This is a genomic window from Vibrio sp. 1249-1 (assembly GCF_033340495.1).
In genome coordinates this window covers 1-560 of record NZ_JAWOWJ010000963.1, presented here as the reverse complement: position 1 = coordinate 560, position 560 = coordinate 1, and the positions used below count along the sequence as shown (strand labels likewise).

1 protein-coding gene is annotated in these 560 nt (G+C 44.6%); it reads right to left on the bottom strand.

What is annotated here, in order from left to right; all coding sequences use genetic code 11:
- Positions 1–560 (bottom strand): CBS domain-containing protein (locus R7Z50_RS29940; RefSeq protein ID WP_318150076.1); only part of this gene is annotated, 560 nt, incomplete at both ends.

Sequence of the window (560 nt, the reverse complement as noted above, 5' to 3'; positions counted from 1 at the left end):
CATTCAAGGTTCTAGGGCCATCGGTAGGTAAATCCCATTTCAAACCTTTGTTGATATCGCGGATATTGGTGCTGCCTTCAATTAAGAAACTACCATCGCCTTGTGGGCTGATTTCATCAGACAAACTAGGAGAAATAGACGTTGTGAACTCACCAATGATCTCTTCTAGGATGTCTTCAAGAGTGATTAGACCGATGATATCACCGTACTCGTCTACGATCAGACCGATGCGCTGCTTGTTGCGCTGGAACTTCAACATTTGTACGTTCAGTGGCGTACCTTCGGGAATGTAATACACTTCATCTGCCGCGCGCAGTAACGTCTCTTTGTTGAACTCGTTCTTTTCTAGCATCAAACGGTACGCTTCACGTAAACGCAGCATACCAACCACTTCATCGATTTGGTCGCGATAAAAAACGATTCGACCGTGTGGCGAGTGTGTTAACTGACGAACAATGGATTTCCAGTCGTCGTTAATATCGATACCCGTAATCTCATTACGTGGCACCATAATGTCATTTACAGTAACGTGTTCGAGATCGAGAATAGACACCAACATG